Source organism: Porphyrobacter sp. CACIAM 03H1 (genome assembly GCF_002215495.1).
Classification (GTDB): domain Bacteria; phylum Pseudomonadota; class Alphaproteobacteria; order Sphingomonadales; family Sphingomonadaceae; genus Erythrobacter.
Genome location: NZ_CP021378.1, coordinates 1,318,223 through 1,336,006, shown reverse-complemented (window position 1 = coordinate 1,336,006; position 17,784 = coordinate 1,318,223). Strand labels below are relative to the sequence as shown.

Annotated in this window: 15 protein-coding genes; 11 read left to right on the top strand and 4 right to left on the bottom strand. The window is 69.4% G+C overall.

All coding sequences use genetic code 11. The features are described 5' to 3' along the window. The first annotated feature begins 10 nt into the window (after nucleotides 1–10). The 4 genes from CBR61_RS06260 (at nucleotide 11) to CBR61_RS06245 (ending at nucleotide 4,073) form a co-directional block, all read left to right on the top strand. A complete protein-coding gene (locus CBR61_RS06260) occupies nucleotides 11–682 on the top strand; it encodes a CpaD family pilus assembly protein (RefSeq protein ID WP_088913585.1) in 672 nt (223 codons plus the stop codon). 3 nt (nucleotides 683–685) lie between these two features. Then, nucleotides 686–1,966, top strand: a complete 1,281-nt coding sequence (locus CBR61_RS06255; protein ID WP_088913584.1) for a pilus assembly protein CpaE — start codon at nucleotides 686–688, stop codon at nucleotides 1,964–1,966. A gap of 120 nt (nucleotides 1,967–2,086) precedes the next feature. Continuing rightward, complete coding sequence (locus CBR61_RS06250) at nucleotides 2,087–3,058, top strand: type II secretion system F family protein (protein WP_088913583.1); 972 nt, start codon at nucleotides 2,087–2,089, stop codon at nucleotides 3,056–3,058. 19 nt (nucleotides 3,059–3,077) lie between these two features. Further along, nucleotides 3,078–4,073: a type II secretion system F family protein gene (locus CBR61_RS06245; RefSeq protein ID WP_088913582.1), complete on the top strand. Its 996-nt coding sequence runs from the start codon at nucleotides 3,078–3,080 to the stop codon at nucleotides 4,071–4,073. A gap of 76 nt (nucleotides 4,074–4,149) precedes the next feature. Here CBR61_RS06245 and CBR61_RS06240 read toward each other — a convergent pair whose 3' ends face one another. The 4 genes from CBR61_RS06240 to CBR61_RS06225 form a co-directional block, all read right to left on the bottom strand. After that, nucleotides 4,150–4,632: a MarR family winged helix-turn-helix transcriptional regulator gene (locus CBR61_RS06240; protein WP_088913581.1), complete on the bottom strand. Its 483-nt coding sequence runs from the start codon at nucleotides 4,630–4,632 to the stop codon at nucleotides 4,150–4,152. Further along, complete coding sequence (locus tag CBR61_RS06235; protein ID WP_088913580.1) at nucleotides 4,625–5,497, bottom strand: crotonase/enoyl-CoA hydratase family protein; 873 nt, start codon at nucleotides 5,495–5,497, stop codon at nucleotides 4,625–4,627. The genes CBR61_RS06240 and CBR61_RS06235 overlap by 8 nt, the downstream gene beginning before the upstream one ends. A gap of 183 nt (nucleotides 5,498–5,680) precedes the next feature. Beyond that, on the bottom strand, nucleotides 5,681–6,466 hold the full coding sequence (locus tag CBR61_RS06230) for an SDR family NAD(P)-dependent oxidoreductase (RefSeq protein WP_088913579.1): 786 nt from the start codon (nucleotides 6,464–6,466) through the stop codon (nucleotides 5,681–5,683). A 26-nt stretch (nucleotides 6,467–6,492) separates the two neighbouring features. Next, nucleotides 6,493–7,665: an acetyl-CoA C-acetyltransferase gene (locus CBR61_RS06225; RefSeq protein ID WP_088913578.1), complete on the bottom strand. Its 1,173-nt coding sequence runs from the start codon at nucleotides 7,663–7,665 to the stop codon at nucleotides 6,493–6,495. A 41-nt stretch (nucleotides 7,666–7,706) separates the two neighbouring features. Here CBR61_RS06225 and CBR61_RS16755 point away from each other — a divergent pair, with 41 nt between their 5' ends. The 7 genes from CBR61_RS16755 (at nucleotide 7,707) to CBR61_RS06195 (ending at nucleotide 17,655) form a co-directional block, all read left to right on the top strand. Next, nucleotides 7,707–7,961 carry a hypothetical protein gene (locus CBR61_RS16755; RefSeq protein ID WP_157696516.1) on the top strand — a complete coding sequence of 85 codons (255 nt, stop codon included), beginning with the start codon at nucleotides 7,707–7,709 and terminating at the stop codon, nucleotides 7,959–7,961. A gap of 47 nt (nucleotides 7,962–8,008) precedes the next feature. After that, on the top strand, nucleotides 8,009–11,125 hold the full coding sequence (locus CBR61_RS06220) for a TonB-dependent receptor domain-containing protein (protein ID WP_088913577.1): 3,117 nt from the start codon (nucleotides 8,009–8,011) through the stop codon (nucleotides 11,123–11,125). A gap of 71 nt (nucleotides 11,126–11,196) precedes the next feature. Further along, nucleotides 11,197–12,714, top strand: coding sequence for a putative 2OG-Fe(II) oxygenase (locus tag CBR61_RS06215; RefSeq protein ID WP_157696515.1), 1,518 nt, complete (start codon nucleotides 11,197–11,199; stop codon nucleotides 12,712–12,714). A gap of 5 nt (nucleotides 12,715–12,719) precedes the next feature. Continuing rightward, nucleotides 12,720–14,594, top strand: coding sequence for a tetratricopeptide repeat-containing sulfotransferase family protein (locus CBR61_RS06210; RefSeq protein ID WP_088913575.1), 1,875 nt, complete (start codon nucleotides 12,720–12,722; stop codon nucleotides 14,592–14,594). A 91-nt stretch (nucleotides 14,595–14,685) separates the two neighbouring features. Next, nucleotides 14,686–15,222, top strand: coding sequence for a type VI secretion protein (locus tag CBR61_RS06205; protein ID WP_233996888.1), 537 nt, complete (start codon nucleotides 14,686–14,688; stop codon nucleotides 15,220–15,222). 1 nt (nucleotide 15,223) lies between these two features. Further along, complete coding sequence (locus CBR61_RS06200) at nucleotides 15,224–15,970, top strand: 2OG-Fe(II) oxygenase (RefSeq protein WP_233996886.1); 747 nt, start codon at nucleotides 15,224–15,226, stop codon at nucleotides 15,968–15,970. Next, nucleotides 15,967–17,655 carry a tetratricopeptide repeat protein gene (locus CBR61_RS06195; RefSeq protein ID WP_172835927.1) on the top strand — a complete coding sequence of 563 codons (1,689 nt, stop codon included), beginning with the start codon at nucleotides 15,967–15,969 and terminating at the stop codon, nucleotides 17,653–17,655. Before CBR61_RS06200 ends, CBR61_RS06195 begins: the two co-directional genes overlap by 4 nt. Nucleotides 17,656–17,784 lie beyond the last annotated feature (129 nt).

The window sequence follows — 17,784 nt, the reverse complement described above, 5'->3', positions numbered from 1 at the left end:
GGTGCCTCAGATGCCCAATGCACGACAGATTGCACTCGCGCTGACGCTCGGCCTCGGCCTTGCGGGCTGTGGCGGGATGCCGACCAACACCTCGCTCTACAGCGTCAAGCAGCCGGTGGTTGAGCGGACCAACCTGACTCTCGATCTCGCCACCACAACCGCGGGCCTGCCGATCTCCGAACAGCAGCGCCTCAACGGCTGGTTCGAGACAATGGACCTGCGCTACGGCGACCGCGTCGCGATCGAGAACCCGGGCCAGAACCCCGCGGTGACGAACGCGATCCGCGACATCGCCGCGCGCTACGGCCTGATGCTGAGCGAGACCGCCCCGGTCACCGAAGGCTTCATCCAGCCGGGCCAGGCGCGTGTCGTCATCACCCGCACCAGCGCCAGCGTGCCGGGTTGCCCGGACTGGTCGGCGAAGTCGGACATGAACTACACCAACGGGACGAGCCCCGGCTATGGTTGCGCGGTCAACAGCAACCTCGCCGCGATGGTCGCCGACCCGCAGGACCTGATCGAGGGCCGCAAGGGCGACAGCGAGACGCTGACCGCGACCTCGAACAAGGCGATCAAGAGCTATCGTGAAGCAGCCCCGACCGGCGCGACCGGTCTGATGGATGCCGGCAGCGCCGGAAGCGGCGGTGGCGGCGGCGGTGGCGGCGGCGGAGGAGGTAACTAAGCCATGAATGCACCCTGGAAATCGGGCTTGCCCGGAAATCGCGATCCCTTCTCGGCTTACATCTGCGACGACAATGCGCTGGATGTGCTGCGCCCGGTGGTGATCGAACTCGGCTGGCAGCCGGAGAAGTGCAACAAGGGCGGCCTGCGCAACGCGGTGCAATCGCTCTCGGTCAGCGCCTCGCCGGCGATCCTCGTGGTCGACCTGTCGGAAAGCGGCGATCCGCTCAACGACATCAACGCGCTCGCGGAAGTCTGCGAGCCGGGCACGGTGGTGATCGCCATCGGCCAGGTCAACGACGTGCGCCTCTACCGCGACCTGCTCTCGAGCGGGATCCACGACTACCTGCTCAAGCCCTTGTCGCCGCAGCAGGTGCACGATGCGCTCAACCAGGCTCTGGCGGTGTTCATGAGCCCCAAGGCAGGCGATGCGGATTCGGCCAAGCGCCACATCTCCACCGCCGTCGTGGGCACCCGCGGGGGCGTGGGCGCCTCGACCATCGCGACCTCGCTCGCCTGGCTATTCAGCGAGGCGCACAAGGCGCCGACCGCGCTGCTCGACCTCGACGTGCACTTCGGGACCGGCGCGCTGGCGCTCGACCTCGAACCGGGCCGGGGCCTGACCGACGCGATCGAGAACCCGAGCCGCATCGACCCCTTGTTCATCGAGCGCGCGATGGTGCGCGCCGGCGACAACCTGTCGATCCTCTCGGCGGAAGCCCCGATCAACCAGCCGCTGATGACCGACGGTTCGGCCTTCGTGCAGCTGGAGGACGAGTTCCGCCAGGCGTTCGAGATGACGGTCATCGACCTGCCGCGCAACATGCTCATCAACTTCCCGCAGCTTCTGGCTGACGTGAACCTGGTGGTGCTGACCTGCGAGCTCACCCTCGCCTCGGCGCGCGACACGATCCGGATCCTCTCGTGGCTCAAGTCGAACGCGAGCCATGCGCATCCGATGATCGTCGCCAACAAGGTGCAGCCGAGCCTCGCCGAGATCAGCAAGGCCGATTTCGAGGCCTCGATCGAACGCAAGGTCGATTTCGTGGTGCCCTACGACATCAAGGCGGCCTCGAACGCGGCCAAGCTCGGCCAGGTGTTCGTCGATGCCAACCGCTCGAGCAAGGCGACCGCGGCGATCCGCCAGATCGCCGAACGCGTGATGGGCGTGAGCTCGGACGACGGCGCGGGCGTTGCCGGCGAGAAGAAATCGCTGCTCGGCAACTTCGACCTCAAGTCGATGCTCGCCAAGAAGCCGAAGGTCGATCTGACCGAGGCCGAATAAGCAACCGCGCCGGGGGGCAGCGGGTGGGGCGGCAGACCGCCCGTCCCGCCCCGCGCCCCAGCCGCGACACGAGAACAGGCACCCGCCGCTCTGCGGCGGCCCGAGGCAGGAACCGACAGCATGGACTTCTTCCAAACCCTGCTCATCACGCTGGCGATCTTCTCCGTGCTGGTCATGGGGTATGCCCTCGTGGCCGGTTCGGGCGTGGCCAAGGCCCAGAAGCGCCGGATGCAGGCGGTGCGCTATCGCCACTCCGAAAGCCTCGACGCCAAGGTCGATGCGCAGTTCAAGCGCGCGATCGCCGCCCGCAAGCCCAAGGCCTACCGCGTCGCGGGTTCGGGCTCGCGGCTCGAGGCGCTCGCGGTGCGCCTCAACCGCACCGGCAAGAACTGGACCGTCACCCAGTACATCTACGCCTCGGTCGGCCTCGCGCTTGGCGTGGCGGTGGTGGTGTTCGTGCTCAGCAAGGCGCCGCTGCTCTCGCTCGGCGTGGGGCTGTTCGTCGGCGCGGGGCTGCCGCACTTCGTGGTCGGCTACCTGATCGGCAAGCGCACCAATGCCTTCGTCTCCAAGTTCCCCGACGGGATCGAGCTGCTCGTGCGCGGCCTGCGCTCCGGCCTTCCGGTGACCGAGACGCTCGGCATCGTCGCCCAGGAAGTGCCCGGCCCTGTCGGCTACGAATTCAAGACCGTGATCGACCGCATCAAGGTCGGCAAGACGATGGAAGACGCGCTGCAGGACACCGGCGACAAGCTGGGGATCCCGGAATTCAACTTCTTCACCATCACGCTGGCGATCCAGCGCGAGACGGGGGGCAACCTGGCAGAGACGCTGTCGAACCTCGCCCACGTGCTGCGCCAGCGCGCCCAGATGAAGCTCAAGATCAAGGCGATGAGCTCGGAATCGAAGGCCTCGGCCTATATCGTCGGCTCTCTGCCCTTCCTCGTCTTCGGCGCGATCATGTACATCAACCCGAAATACATGGGCACCTTCTTCACCGACGACCGCCTGATCGTGGCGGGCCTCGGCGCCGGCGTGTGGATGGGCATCGGCGTGTTCATCATGGCCAAGATGGTCAACTTCGAGATCTGACGGCGGGGGCTAGAGACCAATGATCGACCAACCCGCCGGACCGACGCTGCTCGGCTTCGACGTCATCCTCGTCGGGACGATGCTCGTCGCGATGGCTGCCTTCGCCATGATGCTGGCGATCTACGCGGCCGTCACCATCCGCGATCCCATGTCCAAGCGCGTCAAGGCGCTCGAGGCGCGGCGCGAGCAGCTCAAGGCCGGGATCGTCACCGCGGCCTCGAAGAAGCGCACCAGCCTGGTGCGCCGCACCGACACGACCGACAAGGTCAAGTCGAGCCTCGACCGCCTCAACGTGCTGCAGGACAGCCAGATCAAGGCGATCCAGCAGAAGCTCGCCCATGCCGGCTACCGCAACAAGGAACTGGCGGTCATCATCATCGGCGCCCGCGCGATCCTGCCGCTGGTGGTGGGCGCGATCATGGGCCTGCTGATCTATGTCGTCGAATACTGGCCCGACTGGGGTCCGATGACCCGGCTCGGCGCCTTCGCGCTGTCGGTGTTCCTCTCGTACAAGGGCCCGGAACTCTACCTCAGCAACAAGGCGACCAAGCGCACCAAGGAAATCCAGAAGGGCCTTCCCGACGCGCTCGACCTGCTGGTGATCTGCGCCGAGGCCGGCCTCACCGTCGACGCCGCCTTCAACCGCGTCGCCAAGGAACTGGGCCGCGCCTATCCGGAACTCGGCGACGAATTCGCCCTGACCGCGATCGAGCTGTCGTTCCTCAACGAACGGCGCCACGCCTTCAACAACCTCGCCTACCGCGTCAATCTGGAAGCGGTGAAGGGCGTGGTGACGACCATGATCCAGACCGAACGCTACGGCACCCCGCTCGCCTCGGCGCTCCGCGTGCTCTCGGCCGAGTTCCGCAACGAGCGCATGATGCGCGCCGAGGAAAAGGCCGCGCGCCTGCCCGCGATCATGACGGTGCCGCTGATCGTCTTCATTCTGCCCACGCTGTTCGTGGTCATTCTCGGCCCCGCGGCCTGCTCGATCTCGGACAACCTCATCAAGTAGGCGCGAGGATCGCGAAACGGAAACGGCAGGGGCCGGAGCGGGGACACCCCTGCTCCGGCCCTTCCTGTCTGCGGGGCTAGCGCGGTTCGGCCAGCCGCATCGCGCGCTCGCGCAGATCGGCAAGCAGGCGGCGCAGCAGCGCCTCGTCCGCCGGTGCCAACCCGCCCAGCAGATCGGCCTCGGTCGCGCGGGCAAGCGGCATCACCTCGGCATGGATCGCCGTGCCTTCGTCGGTCAGCGCCAGCAGGTGCGAGCGGCCGTCGACCGGGTTCGGCACCCGCGCGATCAGGCCGCGGTCCTCCAGCACCTTGACCGCGCGGTTGACCGCGACCTTGTCCATCACCGTCGCCGCGGTTAGGGCGCGCTGGGTCATCGGACCGCCGCTGGCGCCGCTGTCGCCCAGCACCGCGATCACCCGCCATTCGGGGATCTTGAGGCCGAACCGCTTGCGGTAGCGTTCGGCGATCAGCGCGCTCACCGCGTTGGACGTGACCGAGAGCTGGTAGGGCAGGAAGCCCGCAAGCTCCCCCGCCCCGTCCCGCCTTGCGCCATCACTCATAGGCGCGTTCGCCCCACCAGGGGTAGAAATCGGGCATGTCGGCGCTGACCTTGCCGGGATACATCGCCTTGCGCTTCTCGAGGAAGCTGGCGATCCCCTCCTTGGCGTCGGCGCCGCGGCTGAGGCGGTAGATCGCACGGCTGTCGATCTTGTGCGCCTCCATCGGGTGATCGGTGGCGGCGAGACGCCACATCATCGCCCGGGTCATGGCGACCGAGATGGCCGAGGTGTTGTCGGCGATCTCGCGGGCGAGGCCTTGCGCTGCGTGGAGCAGGTCTTCCGGCGCATGGATAGAGCGCACGAGACCACCCGCCTTGGCCTCCTCGGCATCGAAGATACGGCCCGTGTAGCACCATTCGAGCGCCTGCTGGATGCCGACGATGCGCGGCAGGAACCAGCTCGAGGCGGCCTCGGGCACGATCCCGCGCCGCGCGAAGACGAAGCCGTAGCGCGCGGTGCTGCTGGCGAGCCGGATGTCCATCGCCAGCTGCATCGTCGCCCCCACCCCGACTGCCACCCCGTTGCAGGCGCTGATGAGCGGCTTGGTGCTCTCGAACAGCCGCAGCGTCAGCAGCCCACCGCCGTCGCGCACCTTGGGATCGGATAGGTCGCTGACCTCGGTCGGATCGGAGAAGACATGCCCGCCCCCTTCCGGCGTCAGGTCCGCGCCCGCGCAGAAGGCCCGCTCGCCGCTGCCGGTGAAGATCACGGCGCGCACGGTGTCGTCGGCGTCGATATCGTCCATCGCAGCCATGATCTCCTGCCCCATGGTGCGGGTATAGGCGTTCATCTTGTCGGGGCGGTTCAGGGTAATGGTGGCGATGCCATCGGCCTTGGTGACGATGATCTGGGTGTACTGGGTCATGGAAATCCCTCTCCTTGCTTGCCGCTTTGATGCCACGGCCCGGGCAAAAGAAAACCCCCGCAAAAGCGAGGGCTTTCCTTGACTGGCTTCCGGCGTTCACCTCGGGCCCGGAAGGGCCGCAAGGGCAACCGCCCGCCCGCAGCGGCGCAAACCTTCAGGCTCGCATTGCCGCGAGGGCACCGATCAACGCGGCGCCATGCGAATCGCGCCGTCGAGGCGCACGTCCTCGCCGTTGAAATAGCCGGTCTCGATCATGGTCATGGCGAGCTTGGCATATTCGGTGGGGATGCCGAGGCGCTTGGGGAACGGCACCGATGCGGCCAGCGCGTCGCGCACGTTCTGCGGCGCGGCGGCGAGCAGCGGGGTGTCGAAGATGCCCGGCAGGATGGTGTTGACGCGGATCCCCTCGTTCATGAGGTCGCGCGCGATGGGGAGGGTCATGCCGATGACGCCCGCCTTCGAGGCCGAGTAGGCGGCCTGGCCGATCTGGCCGTCTTCACCGGCAACCGACGCGGTGTTGACGATCGCGCCGCGCTCGCCGAACTCGTCGATCGGATCGAGGGTCATCATGCCGGCCGCCGACTTGGCGATGCAGCGGAAGGTGCCGATCAGGTTCACCTGGATCACGAAGTCGAAGGCCGAAATCGGGAAGTGCTTGATCGAGCCGTCTTCCTTGCTGCGGCTGGCGGTCTTGATCGCGTTGCCGATCCCGGCGCAGTTGACGAGGATGCGCTCCTGCCCGTGGGCCGCGCGGGCCTTGGCAAAGCCGGCGTCGACGTCCTCGTCCTTGGTCACGTTGACCAGACAGAACACGCCGCCGATCTCGGCCGCGAGGGCTTCGCCCTTTTCGGCGTTCATGTCGAAGATCGCGACCTTGGCGCCCTTGGCGGCCAGCGCGCGGGCGGTCGCCGCGCCGAGGCCCGAGGCACCGCCGGTGACGACGGCGGGGGTATTGGCTGAAACTTCCATTGGTTTTCCTCTCGGATTGGGGGTGATCAGAGCGCCTCGACGATGGTCACGTTGGCGACGCCGCCGCCTTCGCACATCGTCTGGAGGCCGTACTTCTTGCCGTGGCGGCGCAGCGCGTGGACCAGCGTCGCCATAAGCTTGGTGCCGCTCGCGCCGAGCGGGTGGCCAAGCGCGATCGCGCCGCCATGGACGTTGAGCTTCTCCGGATCGGCACCGGTGTGCTTGAGCCAGGCGAGCGGCACGGAGGCGAAGGCCTCGTTGACCTCGTAGAGATCGATGTCGGCCATCGTCAGGCCGGCGCGCTGGAGCGCCTTGTCGGTGGCGAACAGCGGCTCTTCCAGCATGATCACCGGATCGCCCGCGGTGACGGTGAGGTTGTGGATGCGCGCCAGCGGGGTCAAGCCGTGGGCCTTCAGCGCCGCTTCCGACACCATCAGCACCGCCGAGGAACCGTCGCAGATCTGGCTCGCCGAGGCCGCGGTCAGCGCGCCATCGGGGCTGATCAGCTTGACGCCGGCGATGCCTTCCAGCGTGGCATCGAAGCGGATGCCTTCATCGACCGTGTGCATCTGGGTGCCCTCGGGCGTCTCGATCTCCACCGGCACGATCTCGCGCTCGAAGGCCCCTGCCTGCGTCGCGGCAACCGCCTTCTGGTGGCTCGACAGCGCGAAACGGTCGAGATCCTCCTTCGAGAAACCGTGCTTCTTCACGATCATCTCGGCGCCCATGAACTGGCTGAACTGGATGCCGGGGAACTTGGCCTGAAGCTCGGGCGACATGTAGTGGCCGAGGCCTTCCTTCATGTGCAGCGTCGCGTTGGAGCCCATCGGCACGCGGGTCATGCTCTCGACGCCGCTGGCGATGACCACGTCCTGCACGCCGCTCATCACCGCCTGCGCCGCGAACTGGATCGCCTGCTGGCTCGATCCGCACTGGCGGTCGATGGTGACGGCCGGGGTCGATTGCGGGAGCAGCTTGCTGGCCAGCACGCCCATGCGCCCGACCTGCATCGCCTGTTCGCCCGCCTGGGTGACGCAGCCCGTCACCACGTCGTCGATCGCGGCAGGATCGATGCCCGAACGCTCGACCACCGCATCGAGCGACTTGGCCAGCAGATCGACCGGATGGACCCCGGCCAGACGCCCGCCGCGACGGCCACCGGCCGTGCGGACGGCCTCGACGATATAAGCTGTGCTCATAAGCTCTCCTCTGTCTTCGGCCCGGGCGAAAGGGGCCGCGCGTGCGCGATCAGTTGCGCATCGCCACTCGCCTGCCGCCCCGCCTATTGAAGCGGGAAGGCCAAATCAAGCGATCAAAAATGCCACCCGTTCGTCGCTCGAACGACACGCTTTATCTGCAGACTGTTGCAGATAAGGAACAGGACATCTGCAAAAGTTTGCATCTTCATGACATGGAAATTGCGCCAGATGCGGGCATCGCCCATCCGGCACGGTGGAGGGGGTCGTCTGGCCGGATTTTCGCCAGACGCCCTTGACGTTTGAAGTGTCAATCGACGGTCAAACCCAAAGGAGGACGACCACAATGAAGAAGCACACGCTTCTCAAGGCCGGTGCGGCAACTGCCGTCATCGCGCTCACCCTCGGTGCCCCGGCCCATGCGCAGGACGCCGATGTCACCACCGACGCCGCCGCCGAAGAAGAGCCCGTCCAGGCGATCGTCGTCACCGGCACGCGTCTGCGTTCGCCCAACCTCGAATCCGCGAGCCCCGTCACCGTCGTGACCGCCGAGGAGTTCTCGCTCACCGGCACGACCCGCACCGAAGACCTCATCAACTCGCTCCCGCAGGTCTTCGCGGCGCAGGGCGGCAGCGTCTCGAACGGCGCCACCGGCACCGCGACCCTGAACCTGCGCGGCCTCGGCTCCGAGCGCACCCTGGTGCTGGTCAACGGCCGTCGCCTGATGCCGGGCACGCCGAGCACCTCGGCCGCCGACATCAACGCCATTCCGGCCGCGCTGATCGAGCGCGTCGACGTGCTGACCGGCGGTGCCTCGTCGGTGTACGGTGCAGACGCGGTCGCGGGCGTTGTCAACTTCGTGCTCGATACCGACTTCGAAGGCTTCAAGATCAACGCCAACTACGGCGTCTACAACCACAATAACCGCTCGGGCAACGACATCCGCGGCGCGCTCGACGCGCGCGGCTTCGGCTATCCGTCGGGCATGGTCACCGATGGCGGCACCTTCGACGGCACGATCGCCTTCGGCAGCAGCTTCGATGACGGCCGCGGCCGTGTCACCGCCTATGCCGGCTACCGCAAGATCGATCCGGTGCTCCAGGCCCGGCGCGACTATTCGGCCTGCGCCCTCTCGGCCAACTCGGCGGCTTCGGTCGCGGCCGGCGGTCGCCAGTACAACTGCGGCGGCTCGGCCACCTCGGCGACCGGCACCGTGTTCTACTTCGACGATTTCGACGACCTGACCGATGCCGACGGCAACGGCGTCGCGGATTCGCTGACCTCGACCATCGGCCAGTTCGGCCCCAACCGCACGCTGCTGGGCGGCTTCACGCCGTTCAACTTCGGCCCGCTGAACTACTTCCAGCGTCCCGACGAGCGTTACACCGCGGGCGTCTTTGCCGATTACGAGATCTCGAGCGCGATCAAGCCCTACATGGAGTTCATGTTCATGGACGACCGCACGGTCGCCCAGATCGCTCCCTCGGGCAACTTCGGCAACACCCTGTCGATCAACTGCGACAACCCGCTGCTCGGCGCCGGCCAGCGTGCCCAGATCTGCGACGGCGAGAACCTGCTCGTCAGCCCGCTGCCGGGTGACGCCTTCTTCGTCGTCGGCAACGTCGCGGCGGAGAACCAGGCACGCATCGACCGCGGCCTGGGCGAGCCCCTGCTGCCGACCACGCCGTTCAACTTCGTCAACCCGCTGACCGGCACCACCTACAACCGTGCCTTCGCGCAGATCCTGCGCCGCAACGTCGAGGGCGGCGGGCGTCAGGACGACCTGCAGCACGTCAGCTACCGCGCCGTGCTCGGCGTGAGGGGCGACCTGTCGCCGGCATGGTCCTACGATGCCTTCTACCAGTACGGCCGCAACAACTACTCCCAGACCTACCTCAACGACTTCTCGGTCACGCGCCTCGGCCGTGCGCTCGATGTCGTGACCGGTCCGAACGGGACGCCGGTGTGCCGTTCGACGCTCGACGGTTCGGACCCGAACTGCGTGCCGTGGGACATCTTCTCGCCGGGCACCGTCGCCCCGAGCCAGGCCTCGGTCCAGTACCTCGCCACGCCGGGCTTCTCGCGCGGGGTCGTGAGCCAGCAGGTCGCCAACGCCTTCGTGTCGGGCACCCTGGGCGAATACGGCATCAAGAGCCCCTGGTCCGACCAGGGCGTCGACGTCGTGTTCGGGACGGAGTACCGCAAGGAAAAGCTCGAGTTCAACTCGGACGTCGCCTTCAGCACGGGTGACCTTGCGGGCCAGGGCGCGCCGACGCTCCCGGTTTCGGGCAGCTTCGACGTGACGGAATTCTTCACCGAAATCCGTATCCCGATCGCGCAGGACAGCTGGGTCTACGACTTCACCGTCACCGGCGGTTACCGCTATTCGGACTACAGCACCGGCGCCAACACCGACACCTACAAGATCGAAGGCGAATTCGCCCCGATCCGCGACATCCGCATCCGCGGCGGCTACAACCGCGCGGTCCGGGCGCCGACCATCCAGGACCTGTTCGCTCCGAACCGGGTCGCGCTGGACGGTTCGACCGACCCGTGCGCGGGCTTCGTGATCACCGCTGCCGATACCGGCTGCCGGGCCCAGGGCCTTGCCGTCGGGCAGTTCGTCGCCCCCAACCCGGCCGAACAGTACAACGGCTTCGTGGGCGGCAACATCAACCTGCAGCCGGAAGTGGCCGACACCTACACCGCCGGTGTGGTGCTGACCCCGACCTTCCTGCCGGGCTTCAACCTGTCGGTCGACTACTTCAACATCGAAGTGAACGGCGCGATCCAGGGCATCGGTGCGGACCTCATCGTCCAGCAGTGCACCGACACCGCGGATCCGTTCTTCTGCGGTCTGGTCAACCGCGACGCGTCCGGTTCGCTGTGGCGTTCGCCGGGCGGCTTCGTCGTCAACCTGCCGCAGAACATCGGCTCGCTCGCCACCTCGGGCGTCGACATCAACGGCTCCTACCGCACGGAAATCGGCAATGCCGGCATCCTGACGTTCAACTTCGTCGGCACCTGGCTGGACGAGCTGAACTCGAACCCGGGCGTCCCGGGCGCGGCGGACGTGGAGTGCGTGGGCCTCTACGGCAACCTGTGCGGCACGCCGAACCCCGAATGGCGTCACAACGCCCGTCTGGGCTTCAATTTCCGCAACGGTCTCGGCGCCTCGGTGCGCTGGCGCTACTTCGACGGGGTTGACTTCGACGGCCTGACGGCGACCACCCAGCCGGGGATCGCGGGCTTCGATGCGGTCAGCTACTTCGACCTCGCGCTGACCTTCGATGCAGGGGACAACTTCAACTTCGTCCTCGGCGCGAACAACGTCTTCGACAAGGCGCCGCAGGTCACCGGCTCGCAGGCCTGCCCTGCCGGCCCGTGCAACGGCAACACCTTCGCGCAGGTGTACGACGCCCTCGGGCGCTACCTCTTCGCGGGCGTCACGCTTGATTTCTAAGCGTCCGCTTCGATAGACCACGAATGGCGGGCCGCGAGGCCCGCCATTTTTGTTCGAGGACCCCTGCCAGCGTGACCCACGAGGAAGCCCTCGCCCGGATCGCCCGCTTCCCCCTCGCCGATCCGGCGGCGGCGCTGGGGCAGGGCCTCGCGCTGATCAATGCCGATTTTCCCGAACTCCTCCTGCCCCACGCGCGCCGCTGTGCCGAGCTCCATCCGGCAAGCCCCCGTGCGCACCAGCTGCTCGGCCTTGCCGCGCGAGCCTGCGGCGAGAGCATGATCGCGCACGAGGCCTTCGCTGCCGCAGCGCGGATCGCCCCGCACGATGCGCTTATCGCCCATTCCCGCGCCCGCACCGCGCTCGAGGCGGGCCTGCCCGCCGCCGCCCTGTTCGCCGCCGCCGCCACCCTCGCACCGCAGGACGGCGGGGTGATACTCGGCCATGCGGCCGCGCTGCTGCATGAAGCCCGCGCCGCCGAGGGCATCGCCCTGCTCGATGCCGCACTGGCCGCGAACCCGCTGTGGGTCGAGGGACACCGCAGCCGCGCCGCGATTGCCGGACAGATGGGCGCAGACCCGCTCGAGAGCGTCGCCACCGCCCTTGCCGGACATCCCCGCTCCGACGCGCTCCACCACTGCGCCATCGCGCTCGCCCTGCAGGCCCGTGAGCTTGCGCGCGCCGCCGCCGCCGTCGAAGCCGCCCGCGCGGCGCTCGGGAGCCCGGGCTGGCTCAGCCTGCTCGCAGCCCACATCGCCTCGGAGGCGGGCGCGCTGGCCGAGGCCGACGCCCACTTCGCCGCCGCCGGCGCGCCCGGCGATGTCAACGCGGCGTGGATGCACGCCCGTCACCTGATCCGCGCCAGCCGCCCCGAGGCCGCCGCCGCCCTGCTCGAGCCGCGCCTCGCCACGCCGGATGCCGGGCCACTGTGGCCCTATGTCTCGCTCGCCTGGCGGATGACCGGCGACGCGCGTGCGGGCTGGCTGGAAGGCGATCCGCGCCTCGTCGGGGTCTACGACATCGGCCTTTCCCCGGCAGAGCTCGGCGCCCTCGCCGATCACCTGCGCGCGCTCCACGTGACGCGGGACGCGCCGCTCGACCAGTCGGTGCGCGGCGGCACCCAGACCGACGGCAACCTGCTGCTCCGCATCGAACCGGCGATCCGCGACCTCAAGGCGCGGCTGCTGGCGATCGTCGAGCGCCATGTCGCCCAGCTTCCGGAGCCGCAGGCGGGCCACCCCACCCTGCCGTTCGCCCGCGCCCCGCTGCGCATCGCCGGATCGTGGTCGGTCCGGCTCACCGATGCGGGCTTCCACAAGGATCACGTCCATCCGCAGGGCTGGTTCAGCTCCGCGCTCTACGTCGCCCTGCCCGAAACCCTCGGGCGCGGCGGCACCGGCGACCACGCCGGCTGGCTCGCCCTCGGCGAGGAACGCGATCTCGTCCCCGGCCTGCCCCCGCGCCGACTGATCGAACCCAAGCCAGGGCGGCTCGTGCTGTTCCCCTCGACCATGTGGCACGGCACCCGCCCCTTCCCGCAGGGCGAGCGGCTGACGGTCGCCTTCGACATCGCCCGCCCCCGACAGGATTGAACCCCATGACCCCTCAGCCCGCCCCGTCCCCCGCTGCGCTTGCCGAGGCGATCCGCCTGCGCCAGGCAGGCGATGCCGCGGGCGCGCTGGCGCTGGCCGAGGCCCATGCCGCCCCCGACGAGGCAGGTGCGCCCTTCCTCGCCATCGCCGGGCTGGCGGCGCTGGAACTGGGCGAGGGCCTGCGCGCACTCGCCCATCTCGAACCCCTCGCCCGGCTGCGCCCCGAAGACCGGGGCGTGCGCGCCGACCTCGCCAAGGCTTTGCTCGCCGCGGGCCGCGCCGAGGATGCCCTGCGCCTCGCCGAGGGCGCGCCGGAGCCCGACCTTGCGCGGATCGAGGCGTGGATCCGCACCGAGCGCGGGCAGCACCGCGAGGCGGTGGCGGCCTATGCCCGCGTCCTCACGGCCGAGCCGGGGGACGCTGCAAGCTGGAACAATCTCGGCAACATCCACGCCGCCGCGGGCCGGTTCGACCCGGCCATCGCGGCGCTCGAACAGGCGATCACCCACCAGCCCGATGCGGTCGCGATCTACCTCAACCTTGCCGACGTGCTGCGCCGGGCCGACCGCGGCGCGGCCCGCCTCAAGGTCGCGCGCGATGCCGCCGCTCTCGCGCCGGGGGACCGCACGGTGCAGACCGAACTGGCGATGGCGCTCGCGCACAACGAGCTGCTCGACGAGGCGATCGCCGTGCTCGAGGCGGCGGTCGCGCGCTGGCCCGACTTCGGCGAGAGCCATCTCGAACTGGGGCGGCTCTACGAGGCGACCAACCGCACCGCCGATCTCGCCGCCTTTCTCGCGGGCCTCGATCCCGCTGCCTGCCCGCCCGAGGTCGCCTTCCTCCACGCCTGGCTCGCCCAGCGCGAAGGCCGCTTCGCCGATGCCGCGCGCCACGCCGAGGCGATCCCGCCGACCATCCACCCGGTCCGCCGCGAGGCGCTGATCGGCAATATCGCCGAGCGGCTCGGCGATGCCCCGCGCGCCTTTGCCGCCTTCGCCGCGATGAACGCCGCCGCCATGGCCGAGGCCCCGCCCCAGCGCGGCCCGAGCTTCCGCGCCGCGCTGGAGGCCGAGAGCGCCCGCTGGACCCCGGCCTGGGCCGCCGCCTGGGCCCCGCCCCTCGCCCCCGATCCGGCACGGCCCGATCCGGTGTTCCTCGTCGGCTTCCCGCGTTCGGGCACGACCCTGCTCGACACCATGCTGATGGGCCTGCCCGAGCTTTGCGTTCTCGAGGAACAGCCGATGGTGACGGAGGTAGCGCGCCTTCTCGGAAGCGAGGATCCGGCCGCGCTCACCGGCTCGCAATGCGCCGAACTGCGCGAAGCCTATTTCGCCAGCGCCCGCGCCCACGGGTGGGACGGAACGCGCTGGCTGGTTGACAAGCACCCGCTCAACATGGCCCGGGTGCCCCTGATCCACCGCCTCTTCCCCAAGGCGCGCTTCATCCTCGCCGAACGCCACCCGGCCGATGTCGTGCTGAGCTGCTTCATGGCCAACTTCACGCTCAACCACGCGATGCGCAGCTTCACCGATCTGGAGGAGGCCGCGCGCACCTATGACGCGGTCTTCACCGCGTGGCACAGGGCGCTGGCGCTGCTGCCCGTCGAGGCCCGCGCGGTGCGCTACGAGCGGCTGGTGGAGAATCCGCGCGCCGAATTGCAGCCGCTGGTCGAATGGCTCGGCCTTGCCTGGAACGACCGCCTGCTCGCCCACGAGGAGACCGCGCGCACCCGCAGCCGTGTGCGCACCGCGAGCTATGCGCAGATCGGTGAACGGCTCTACACCCGGGCTCGCGGGCGCTGGGAGCGGTATGCCGAACAGCTCGCACCAGTGATGCCGCTCCTTGCCCCGTGGATCGCGCGGATGGGCTATGACGGGTGAGCGCCGCAGGATTTGCCAGCATCGCCGCACCGGCGTAACGGTGGCGGCAAGGACGGGGCCTCGCGGCCCCATGCGAGGGAACATGACGAGGATGACCGCCTTCCGAGCCGCAGGTGCCGCCTTCCTGGCGCTCGCCGCCGCACCGCTCGCCGCGCAGGATGCCAAGGGCGAGAGCAGCTATGTCACCGCGCTGCGCGACTGTCAGGCCAAGACCGATCCGTCCGAGCGCCTCGCCTGTTACGACACCGCCGTTGCCGCGATGGTCGCTGCCAGCACCGAGGGAGAGGTGCGCGTCGTCGACCGCGAGGAGGTGCGCGAGACCCGCCGCAAGCTGTTCGGCTTCGCGCTGCCCGATCTCGGCATCTTCGGCGGCAGGAGCGACAAGGAAGACCCGGACCAGGCCGAGGAATTCTCGGCGCTCGAAACCACCATCGCGGCGGTGCGGCCGATCAAGGGCAGCTTCGTCATCACCACGGCGGAAGGCGCGGAATGGCAGCTCGACGAGGTGCCCTCGCGGCTGATGTCGCCCAAGGTCGGCCAGTCGCTCGAGATCAAGAGCGGCGCGCTCAGCAGCTATTTCCTGCGCATCGACGGCCAGAAGGGCGTCAAGGGCCGGAGGGTGCGCTGAGGTGTCGGAGGGCGATCTGAAGACCCTGTTCGCAATCGACCCGGCGCTCGACGTGCCCGCGCTCGCCGCGCGTTTCGCGGCGGCGGGACGGGTGCAGATCCGCAATGTGCTGACACCCGAGAGCGCGCGCGAATTGCAGATGGTGCTCGCCCGCGGCACGCCGTGGGGCATGGCGGTGGGTGCGGGGGCGGAGAAGCCGGTGAGCATCAGCGCCGCCGAAAGCCGCACGCCGCAAGGCCAGCAGAACTTGCAGCAAGCCTCGCGCAATGCCGAACAGCACTCGGCCCGCGGCGAATACGGCTTCCGCTTCGCCCATTACCCGATCATCGAGGCGCTGCAGCAGGGCCTCGATCCGGGCGGCCCGCACGAGGTGCTGATCGAGCATCTCAACGCCCCGGCCTTCCTCGATCTGGCACGCGCCGTGACGGGCATTCGGGGGCTGTTCAAGGCAGATGCCCAGGCCACCCTGTTCGCCCCCAACCACTATCTCGGCCGCCACATCGACAGCCACGTGGCCGAGGGCTGGGAGGTCGCCTATGTCCTCAACCTCGCGCGCGAGGACTGGCATCCCGACTGGGGCGGCTATCTGCTGTTCCTCGACGAGGAGGGCGACGTGATCGAGGGCTTCCGCCCGCGCTTCAACGCCTTGAACCTGTTCCGCGTGCCGCAGTCGCACAGCGTCAGCTATGTCCCGCCCTTCGCGCCGATCGGGCGGATGGCGGTCACGGGATGGCTGCGCAGCCGATGAACCTTCCCGCGAGTGCGCAAGGGGTGGCGCAGGCGGCGAGCCAGCTCGCGGCGGCCGGGCGCGACGGAGAGGCCGACGCGCTCTACGCCCGCGGGCTGGCGGCCTTCCCCGATGACCCGCGACTCGCCAACAGCGCGGGCAATTTCCACTTCCGGGCCGGACGGCTCGACCGCGCGCTGGCGCTGTTCGAGCGTGCTCTGGCGCTGGCGCCCGATCTGGTCGAGGCGGCCGTGAATGCGGCGATCACGCTCGGCCGGATGGAGCAGCCCGCCCGCGCCGCCGCACTGCTCGCCCAGCTGGAACGCGCGGGCGCGGGAAATGCGGGCTATTGGCGGATCCGGGCCGATAGCGAGCGGCAGGCGGGGCGCCACGACGCGGCGAGCGCCAGCATGGCGCGCGCGGTCGCGCTCGACCCCAAAGGACCGCAAACCGCCCGCAGCCGCGCCCGCCTCGCGCTCGAACGCGGCGCGCCCGATGCCGTGCCCCTGATCGAGGCGGCGCTGATGCGCAATCGCGGCGATCCGCACCTGCTGTTCGACTACGCCCAGGCGCTCGCGGTCGCGGGGCGGATGGGCGAGGCGCTGGAATGCACCACCACGCTCGTCACCCACCTGCCGGGCTGGACCGAGGCCCTGAAGCTCCATGCCGAGCTGCGCTGGGCGGCGGGCGAGCGCGGCGACTTCGCCGCCCATTTCGAGCAGGCGGTCGCTGCCCCCGGCGCGGGCCCTGCCGTGTGGCGGGCGTGGAGCGAGACGCTCGACGGGGTCGACCGCCATGCCGACAGCGCGGCCATCCTCTCCCGTGCGCGGGCGGCCTTTCCGGCGGACACGGGCCTAGCCCTCGCCCATGCGGTCGCGCTCGGCGAGGCCGGCGAGGCGGAGGCGGCGCAGGCGGTGCTCGACGATCATCCCGGCGAGACCGGCCCGGACTGGGCCATCGCGCGGGGGCGCAACCGGCTGCGGCTGGGCGATGCGCCGGGGGCCGCCGGAGCGCTCGAACAGGCGCTGGCGGCGCGGCCGGACGATGTCGCGGCCTGGGCGCTGATCGACTGCGCGTGGCGGCTTTCGGGCGATGCGCGGCACGCGTGGCTCCACGGACAGCCCGGATTGGTGCGCCAGCTCGCCCTGCCGCTCAGCGCGAGGGAGCGGGCGGAGATCACCGCCCTGCTGACCCGGCTGCACGCCCATTCCGCCATGCCGATCGGGCAGTCGGTCAAGCAGGGCAGCCAGACCAAGGGAGCGCTGTTTGCCCGGGCCGAGCCGGAGCTGGCGCGGCTCGAGACGGCGCTGCGGGCGGCGATGGAGGAATATCGCTCGGGGCTTCCACCTGCCGACCCCGCGCATCCCCTGCTGCGGCGGCGGGACGATCCCTGGGCCATCGTCGGCAGCTGGTCGATCCGGCTCGAGGGGCAGGGCCATCACGCCGCCCATATTCACCCGCGCGGGCTGCTTTCCTCGGCGAGCTACTGGCTGGTGCCCGAGGAGGTCGACGGCCCAGGCCAGCCCGGCTGGCTCGAACTCGGCAATCCGCCCCCTGGGCTGGCCGAAGGGCTCGGGAGCCTGCACGCGGTGCGGCCCGAGGCGGGGACGCTGGTGCTGTTTCCGAGCACGCTGTTCCACGGCACCCGCCCGATCACTGAGGGCACGCGGATGACCGTCGCCTTCGACGTCACGGCAAGGGTCTGACCGCCGCAAACGCGCAAATGACCGGCACACGACCGGCCGACGGCCCGCCGACGACCGCACGACGACAGCACAACGAAAAAGGGCGGCGGACCGGATGGTCCGCCGCCCCTTTCGTTCGCTTTCCGACCG